General features: G+C 60.2%; 7 protein-coding genes. 1 reads left to right on the forward strand and 6 read right to left on the reverse strand.

Annotation, left to right across the window (positions count from 1 at the left end):
- Positions 1–106 precede the first annotated feature (106 nt).
- Positions 107–1207 carry a glycoside hydrolase family 88/105 protein gene (locus KXG62_RS19850; protein ID WP_218093758.1) on the reverse strand — a complete coding sequence of 367 codons (1101 nt, stop codon included), beginning with the start codon at positions 1205–1207 and terminating at the stop codon, positions 107–109.
- A 180-nt stretch (positions 1208–1387) separates the two neighbouring features.
- Between KXG62_RS19850 and KXG62_RS19855 the strand changes: the two genes are divergently transcribed.
- Positions 1388–2308 (forward strand): hypothetical protein, encoded by a 921-nt coding sequence (locus KXG62_RS19855; protein WP_218093746.1) that lies wholly within the window; start codon positions 1388–1390, stop codon positions 2306–2308.
- A gap of 2 nt (positions 2309–2310) precedes the next feature.
- Here KXG62_RS19855 and KXG62_RS19860 read toward each other — a convergent pair whose 3' ends face one another.
- From KXG62_RS19860 to KXG62_RS19880, 5 genes are all read right to left on the reverse strand, one after another.
- The gene (locus KXG62_RS19860; RefSeq protein WP_218093747.1) at positions 2311–4584 is read right to left on the reverse strand and encodes a hypothetical protein; all 2274 of its coding nucleotides are present in this window, start codon (positions 4582–4584) and stop codon (positions 2311–2313) included.
- A gap of 10 nt (positions 4585–4594) precedes the next feature.
- Positions 4595–6283 (reverse strand): hypothetical protein, encoded by a 1689-nt coding sequence (locus KXG62_RS19865; protein ID WP_218093748.1) that lies wholly within the window; start codon positions 6281–6283, stop codon positions 4595–4597.
- Positions 6284–6430: 147 nt separating this feature from the next.
- Positions 6431–6889 carry a divergent PAP2 family protein gene (locus KXG62_RS19870; RefSeq protein ID WP_218093749.1) on the reverse strand — a complete coding sequence of 153 codons (459 nt, stop codon included), beginning with the start codon at positions 6887–6889 and terminating at the stop codon, positions 6431–6433.
- Between the two features lie 24 nt (positions 6890–6913).
- On the reverse strand, positions 6914–7270 hold the full coding sequence (locus KXG62_RS19875) for an SMR family transporter (RefSeq protein WP_218093750.1): 357 nt from the start codon (positions 7268–7270) through the stop codon (positions 6914–6916).
- Between the two features lie 6 nt (positions 7271–7276).
- A complete protein-coding gene (locus KXG62_RS19880) occupies positions 7277–8149 on the reverse strand; it encodes a decaprenyl-phosphate phosphoribosyltransferase (RefSeq protein WP_218093759.1) in 873 nt (290 codons plus the stop codon).
- Between the last annotated feature and the right edge of the window lie 16 nt (positions 8150–8165).

An 8165-nucleotide genomic window follows, 5' to 3' on the forward strand; every position in this document is an offset into this window, starting at 1 on the left:
TGTTGCACCATACATCATACCATACGTCAGGGCCCATTTCATGCCCTGAGCCACTGGAGCAATATGGGATGCCGGGCGGAGTAGTCCGGGCAGCCGCAGCCTGCCGTCAGCGCGGCTCCGCAAGCTCCATGCACATATGGACAAACGTCGCCATCCCGTGCAGATCATTCGTTTTGCGCTCCCGTGCCGCATAATGCGCATAATCGCCAACGCCGGTGCCGATGCAAATATCGGGGACGACAATGCCGCCGGCCGCATCGAAGCTCACGCGGGTCAAGACCCCTTCATAGCCTCTGCGCGCCGACTCCAGCAGCGAACGGTCCGCATAGCCTTCTCGCGCCGCTCGGGACAACGTGAAGACGAACAGCGTCGAACAGGAAAGCTCCAGCCAGTTGTCCGGCCGCTCTCCCTTGTCGACCACCTGATACCACAGCCCTGTCGCCGGGTCCTGGAACCGGCGGATGCTGTCTGCCAGCTCACCGACGATGCGGATCAATGCTGCGCGCTCAGGATGATCGGCGGGCAAATATTCGATGATTTCGCACAGCGCGAAGCCGTACCAGCCGACCGAGCGGCCCCAAAATTCCGGCGAGCACCCGGTAACAGGATTCGCCCAAGGGGCTTGGCCGCTGGCGTCCCACGCATGATACAGCAGCCCCGTCTGCTCGTCCTTCATGCGGCTGTACATGAGCAGCGCCTGCTTCACGACCACGTCGTACAGCGCCGGCTCATCATACTGCCGCGCATATTTGACGGCGAACGGCCCTTCCATATAAATGCCGTCCAGCCACATTTGATTCGGATAAATGTCCTTATGCCAGAAGCCGCCGTCCAGCGTCGTCTTCCATGTATCCAGCAAGCCGCGCAAAAACGCCGCGCCCCGGTGATACTTCGCATCCCCCGATGCCGCATGCAGCATGAGCAGCAGCTGGCCGGGCATGATATCGTCCAGATGGTCCTTCACTTGAATGCGACCGTCCTCCGGGATGTACAAGTCGACATAATGTTTAATATAGTTGTAATAGGCAGATTCGCCCGTAGCTCGCCACAGCTTTTCCATTCCTTGCAAAAATACGCCTTGGTGGTAGTGCCAGCGTCCGGCAGGAGGAAGCTCCGAAGGCGCATAGCGTGCCATGATCGTGTCGCAGGAGCGGCGCGCCCAGGCGAGCGGCGAATCCGATGCCGTCAGCGGAGCGGTGTTTGCCATCGTGTTCACGTCTAATCTTCCTTTCCATGAAGGGTCTACCCGCCTATGATGGCGCATAAACCGGTTACAGGCTATAGTCCGGATTTAACTTTTTCGATAGAGCCTAAACCATAATTCATAGGAAACGCATCATTTTCGGCAAAACGAACGTCTGACATCATGAGAAGGGGGCCAAGCGATATGGGAATTTACTCCAAAGGAAAGGGACATCATCTACGCAAAAGATGGCCTGGTGCGCTGCTCGCCGCATTCGTATGGCTGACAGGAACGATAGCGGCCGCATGGGACTCCTCGGCTGCGGCGCCGCAGCCGCCGAAAGCCAAAGCCACCTGGCTGTGGGATACGTCGCTGATCGGCACTAGCTTCGGGCGCAATCAAATCTTCGAATTCGTATCGGACGAGCGGATTTCCCGCATCTTCCTGCAGATCGATACGGACATCGATCCAAGCGACTACCGCAGCTTCATCATTACGGCGGCCGATTACAATGTGGAAATCTATGCGCTGGACGGCGCGCCGGAATGGGCTTTGCCGGAGCATCGCCAGCGCATCGGTGATTTGATCCGTTGGGTGAACGCTTATAACAGTTCGGTCGATCCGAACGAGCGCTTTGCAGGCATCCAGCTCGACGTCGAGCCTTATCTCCTTCCTGCATGGAATACGGATCAAGAGGCGACGGCGCGGCACTGGCTGGAGGCGATGGCCTACTTCCACGACGAGACGAAGCAGTCGGCCGCCTTGGCAACCTCCGCGGCGCTGCCGTTCTGGCTGGACGCCGTGACGGCAGATGGCGAGAACTCTTTAGCGGAAGCGATGATCGGCAAGCTGGATGAAGTGGCGCTGATGTCGTACCGGAGCGTCGGAGAAGAAGCGGTGAGCCTCGTTCAAGAGGAGCTTGACCTTGGCGACAAATACGAGAAGCAAGTGTGGATCGGCCTGGAGACGAACCGGATCCCCGATACGCCGTTCATCTCGTTCTACGACGCCGGCAAAATGGAGCTGACACGGGAAATAGCCCGCATCGACAAGCTCTTGAAAGCTCGCTCGTCGTATGCGGGCATCTGCGTCCACGATTACAGCGGCTGGCGCAGCCTGCGTTAGACTTAAGGGCTGCCGGCTGCGGGCCGGTCTGCGCCGGCTGCCGTTCCTTTGGGCGGCTGGTTCTGCAGCTCGCCGAACGCCTCCTGCAAGATCGGGTAGCTTTGCTTCAGCCGCTCATGGTAAGCGGGCTTGTTCCAAGCGTCCCACTTGTAGGCCATCGGCGCAGAAGCGCCCGTGCCCGCCGCAGGGCCGCTCACATGCGGTTCGACCCGGATCGCCTTCACTTCCTCGGACTTGAGCGCGCCCGCTTCGTACGGGTATCGCCACGCCTTCTTCGTGCTCGGATCGGTGAAGCCGAGCAGCATCCACGGCAGGCGAACTTCCATGACCGGACCGGAGGCGTACCAATCGGCCAAATTGTTGAAATCGGCGCGGTTCGGATCGGTCGTGCCGTGATGCAGCGCGCCCAGCTCCACGTCCTCGAACGGCAGCTTTTCTCCGGTTTGCGGCAGCACTTGCGGCTTGCTGACCGGCAGCCGGTACGGCAGGAACAAGCCGTTCTCCGCCTGCTTCCACGCCTCCTGCCATGGCATCATTTTGCCCATGAAGCCGTACTGCCACGTGTGAATATCATAGGCGCTGTTGACGTAGATCGCCGAATCCTCCTCCCCTTGCAGCTTCAGCACGAACTCCTGTCCGCCGCCGAACGTGACGCCGGGAGCCTGGTCCGCCTTGGCGCTGCCTCCCTCCAGCGTATCGAAGCCGACGTACACCGTCTCATCCCCCGGCTTCCACGCGCCTTCCTTCTTTCGCAGCAGCAAATATACATACGCTTCATCATGCGAGACGGTCATGTCAAAGCCCGGGTATGATTGCGTCTTCGTGCCCTTGCGGCGCTCCCAGTCGTCCGTCTTGCCGTCGAGCACGATCTGGTCCTCCGGTGACGCTCCCGCTTCGACGGCGAGCACGCCGAAATGCTCTTCGTTCGTCAGCATATTGCGCCAATACGGCCGGCGGCCGATCGGTGCATCGAGCTCCATCGTGTTCCAGGTGATCTTGAACCATTCGTCCTGCCAAGCGAACAGCATGGCGCCGTCATAGTTCTCGTCATAAATGCTGCGGTACAAATCCGCATCGATCTCCCCCTGCTCCCGCTCGGTATGCAGCCCTTGATTGCGGCCGAGTGGGCCGTAATGGGCCATCCCCCGCGAGCTGGGCACGCCGTATTCCGCCACAATGAGCGGGATGCCTTGATGATGCTGCCGCAAGTCGCGCAAGTAGCCGGCATATGGGTTCACCTCGCCGCGGCTGTCGCGGTATGTCTGATACTTCTCCTCGTACCGCAGCAAATCGGGATAATACGGATAAATATGGTAGGAGGCAAAATAACCCGCCTTCCAGTTGTCCTTCGGCTTGATATGCATCGGGTCGACGGACACCAGGTCTTCATTCTCCGCCGGCTCGTTCGGATGCCGAAGCGGATCGGTCGTAACCCAGTTCGTAAACGAAACCGGGTGCTGCCAGCCGTGCTTGCTCTCTTCCTTGGCCAGCGTATCGAGCATTTGCGCGAGCCAGCTTTCGAATGGCGATGCCCCCGCAGACGCCTGGAAATATTCGCCTTGAAACGGCGGCATGCCCGGGTGCGCGTCATTGGTCGCCTGCACCGCGTAAGGCTCCCATTCCGTGCCGACGACCCAGCCGAGCACATACGGCGATACGTCCGCCGTATATTTGCCGGAAGCATGACCGGCCTTTGCCTTGCGCTTCAGCTTCCCGTGCACCGCGCCGACGGCGTCTTGAATTTCCTGCTGAAACACGGCGACGGCGTCTTCCTGAAACGCATCCTGCCCCCCGCCATCCGCGCCGATCAAATGCTCCTCCGGCGACCACACGCCTTGCAAAATATAAAGCGGGTCCTTCCGGCCGGCATTGAATTCGGCCAATGCCTCGTAGAAAAACGGCGGCAATATCGTATAGACGCGGACCACATCCGCGTTCATGTCCTTGATTTGCGCGAACCAGCGAAGATAGTCCGCTTGGGTCGGCGCCAGCTCGCCGGGCGCATGACCCGGCGTCGTCGCCCCCATATTGACGCCGGTCCAAAATTCCGGCTTCCAGCCCGTCCCATCGTACACCTGGAGACGGCCGTCCTTGACCGCCGTCGTCTGTTTGATCCCCTGCTCGGTATAGACCGGCACCGCCGGAGGCGGAAGCTCTCGCGCGCCGGAGCTTAGCCAGCCCGCACCGCCGCCCAGCGACCAATACACCGCCGCTCCCCCGAGCAGCACGAGCGCCGCAAGCCCGAGCAGCATTCGCCGCTTCATTGTAACGTACATAAGATCCCCCTTATTTGGATGCCGTCGCCTGACCCGGCGCACCGTTTCCGCTCAGGCAGACGGTCGTGCCGGACTTGACTAATGTCAGCTTCTCGCCGGTGCATGCATCCGGGCTCATATCTTCGAAGGCGATGCCAAGCGACTTCAGCCGCTCCCGGTTCGACCAGCTGTAGCCGAAGTCCGCGCCGACCGGCTGCCCCATCGCTTGCAGCTGCTGCAGCTGTGCCCGCAGCTCGTTGCTCCACCCGGCCTGCTTGTCCGCGTATACGCCGGTCACCAGCAGGCTGTTGACGGCAATGACCGCCGCCAGCGTCCAGCCGGCCGCGCGGAGCATGCGATAGCCTTGCAGGCTGAGCGCCAGCCATACGCAAATGAGCGGCACCGCCCATAATTGCGGCACGTAGCGAGCCCACCAGGCCGCCGGATTGATCACCGCCGACACGATCAGCAGGGCGATCACCGCGGTGGCCGCCAGCGCAGGTCCGCTGCGGCTGCGGAAGGCGAGCACCAGCACGATCAGCGACAGCAGCAGCACGCCGCTGAACAGCGGCCCGAAGCCGGAGACGGCGACGTCCGGCTCGGCGAACGCGGTCAGCTCGTTCCCGCTGAAGGTGAACGGCATTTTGAATTTCGTCGGCTTCTTCTCGGTGCTGTTGCCGGTCGTCACCGCGAAATAAGAGGCCCCGATTTGTTCCAGCGGGTTCATCTGCTCCAGATTGCGCGGCGTAAAATTTTTGACGACGTCGATCTTCTCTTCCCCGGCCACCGGATAGAACGGATGGCCGAAACGCAACGTGTTCGTCACATAAGGGTTATAGCCGATCAAGACGACGCCGATGATCGTGCCCGCCAATGCGACCGTGAATACGCGTTTCAGCTTCCCGAACTGCTCGCTCATGTACAGCGCCACGATCAGCCCCGCCGTCAGTACGCCGGCATAGCCGATCGCGGTAAATTTGATATTGATCGTCATCATGAGCGCGAGCGTATACGCCGTTACCGGCAGCCAGCCTCCCCGGACGAAGAGCAGGGCGCCCAACGCGAGCAGGCACAGCAGCAGCGAAGCCAGCATCCCATCGACGTAGAAGGAGAACACCTGGTAGACGCTGACCGGGTTCAGCGCGAGCAAGACGGCGACCGCAGCCGAGACGACGGCCGAATTGCCGGGCCGCAGCGCCGACAAGGCCGAGAAGCTCAAGCAGCCGGAAGCGACGAGCAGCAGCGCATTGAACAGCTTGCTGTGCTCCAGCAGTCCCGTCGCCTTGTAAAAAGCGGTCGCGGCGATCTCCGAAGCGCGCGCATAGTGATTCATCCATAGGCTGTGCCCCGTCGGTACGGAGAGCGGCTCGTCATACACCGGATTCCAGCCGCCGGCCAAATGAATCATCGTCTCCTGATGATACGCCTGCCCGTCGTAGGACAAGTCGTAAAAGTAGCCGCTGAGCAGGAAGCTGACGGCGAAGACCAGCGCCGAGCAAGCAGCGGAAATCACAAACAGCCGTACAGGGCGTTCCTCTTCTTCCCGCCGTGACGCGAGCCAGCCGCTTCCAAGCGCAAGCAGCAGCGCGATCCAGAACCAAGCTTTTTGAACCGGCAGCCCAAACACAAAGAACAGCGACGGAACCGCGAAAGCGGCGACCGCCGTCATCAGCAGCATCAGTCCGGTAACCTGACTTATGGAAGCTAGACGTTTTCTCATCACATGTCTCTCCCCCGAATCATTTGCATCATTTATATTTTCTTTCGTTAACCATCTCTTCTCGGAACGATCTTCGTCCGCAGTCCGCAGTTCAGTCCACTGTTCCGTGAACGTGAAGCCGACGGCCTGCTTTTATCCCCTTACTTGTTATCCCATCACGACGGACGCCGCCCAGCCGAGCAGCGTGCCCACGGCCAGACCGCCGAGCACTTCCGCCCGGGTGTGGCCCTGACGCTCCCGCAGCCGCCCGCCTTCGCTCCGGCTTCCGTTTCCGCTTTCTTCGAGCATTGCGTTAATGCGCCGCGCGTGCTCGCCAAGCGCCCGGCGGATGCCGAGCGCATCGATGATCACGATATACGTTACAGCGACGGCCAAGCCGAATAGCGGCGTCACCCAGCCCTGGTCGAAGCCGATCAGCATCGCCACCGACGATACGACCGACGTATGCGTGCTCGGAAACCCGCCGTTGCCGATCAAGCGCCGGGCCTCACGGCCGTGGCGGATCCGGTTGACGGCGTACTTCAACGTGCCGGAAACGAGCCAGGCGATAAAAGGAAGAGCGGGATACAGCAAGCCCGAATACAAGTCCCACTCCACTAACTCCATGGATGCAATCCCCCTCTCGATCCGTCAAGCTCGCGCAATGAGCAGCACGCCGGCCGAAATAAAAGCGGCGCCGCACCATTTTTGCAGCGTAAGCGATTCTTGAAACAACGCGTAGCCGAGCACCATGACGAGAATGTATCCCAGACTGACCATCGGGTAAGCGGTGCTGAGCGGGAATTGTTTGAGTGCAAGCAGCCAAAAGATCGAGCTGAAGCCGTAGCACGCAATTCCCGCGGTCACCGGCCAGGCGGTCGTCAACCCTTTCCACGAGAACAAGCCGGCGCCATCCGGCCGGGGCATACTAACGCCCCATTTCATTAGCACTTGCCCGGCTGCGCCGAGCAGCACCGAAGCGATGAGCCATATGTACTTCGTCCACACCTCTCTTCACGCTCCTCCATTGCCGGTAAACAGCAAAATACAAACGACGGAAAAACCGTACAGCACGACCGTCAGCAAAATATGCTTGTCCTCCAGCAGCAGCTTCTCCGGCCGGCCTCCCTTGCCTTCGATATGAATCAGGTACAAATAGCGGAACATTCCATAGAGCACGAAGATGAGCGTCCACATGAGATGAATCGTGTGCCCCGATGTAAAGGTAAACAGCGCGTAGCTCATCATCGTCGCCGTCGTGACAATACCCGACATCTGATTGAGCATCTCCATCGAATACGATTCGAGCACTTTCCGGTGCGCGCCCTTGCCGCTCTGGAGCAAGAACAGCTCGTGACGCCGTTTGCCAATGGCAAGGAACAAGGCCAGCAGCAGCGTGCAGATCAAAAACCACGGCGTTACGGGCCGGTCGATCACCAGACCTCCGCCGACGGCCCTTAGCACGAAGCCCGCCGCGACCACCAGCAAATCCATAATGACGACATGCTTCAATCGGAACGAATACAGCACATTCATGCAAAAATAAGCGGTAAGCACCGCGCCGAACAGCGCATGGAAGCGGAAAGCGGCCGTCAGGCAGACGGCAAGCAGCGCGAGTCCGAACAGCAGCGCCGTTTGCGGGTGAATCGCTCCGGAAGCGAGCGGCCGGTGTTTTTTCTCCGGATGCAGCCTGTCCCGCTCCCGATCCACGTAATCGTTCAAAATGTACACGCAGCTGGAAACGAGACAGAACAGCACGAAGCCGATTGCGGCTTGCAGCAGCATCACCGGTTCGGCCTGTTTGACCGAAAAAATGAGCGCGGCGAACACCAGCAAGTTTTTGGTCCATTGTCTCGGTCGCATCAGAGCGAGATAGCGGATCGGCATCGCCCGCCCTTCCCAC

The organism is Paenibacillus solanacearum (assembly GCF_910593845.1).
GTDB classification, from domain to species: Bacteria; Bacillota; Bacilli; order Paenibacillales; family NBRC-103111; genus Paenibacillus_G; species Paenibacillus_G solanacearum.

Bases quoted from the DNA above. Each gene is read 5' to 3' on its own strand.
- KXG62_RS19865 (WP_218093748.1), bottom strand. From the start codon at position 6,283: ATGAGAAAACGTCTAGCTTCCATAAGTCAGGTTACCGGACTGATGCTG.
- KXG62_RS19860 (WP_218093747.1), bottom strand. From the start codon at position 4,584: ATGTACGTTACAATGAAGCGGCGAATGCTGCTCGGGCTTGCGGCGCTC.
- KXG62_RS19850 (WP_218093758.1), bottom strand. From the start codon at position 1,207: ATGGCAAACACCGCTCCGCTGACGGCATCGGATTCGCCGCTCGCCTGG.
- KXG62_RS19855 (WP_218093746.1), top strand. From the start codon at position 1,388: ATGGGAATTTACTCCAAAGGAAAGGGACATCATCTACGCAAAAGATGG.
- KXG62_RS19880 (WP_218093759.1), bottom strand. From the start codon at position 8,149: ATGCCGATCCGCTATCTCGCTCTGATGCGACCGAGACAATGGACCAAA.
- KXG62_RS19870 (WP_218093749.1), bottom strand. From the start codon at position 6,889: ATGGAGTTAGTGGAGTGGGACTTGTATTCGGGCTTGCTGTATCCCGCT.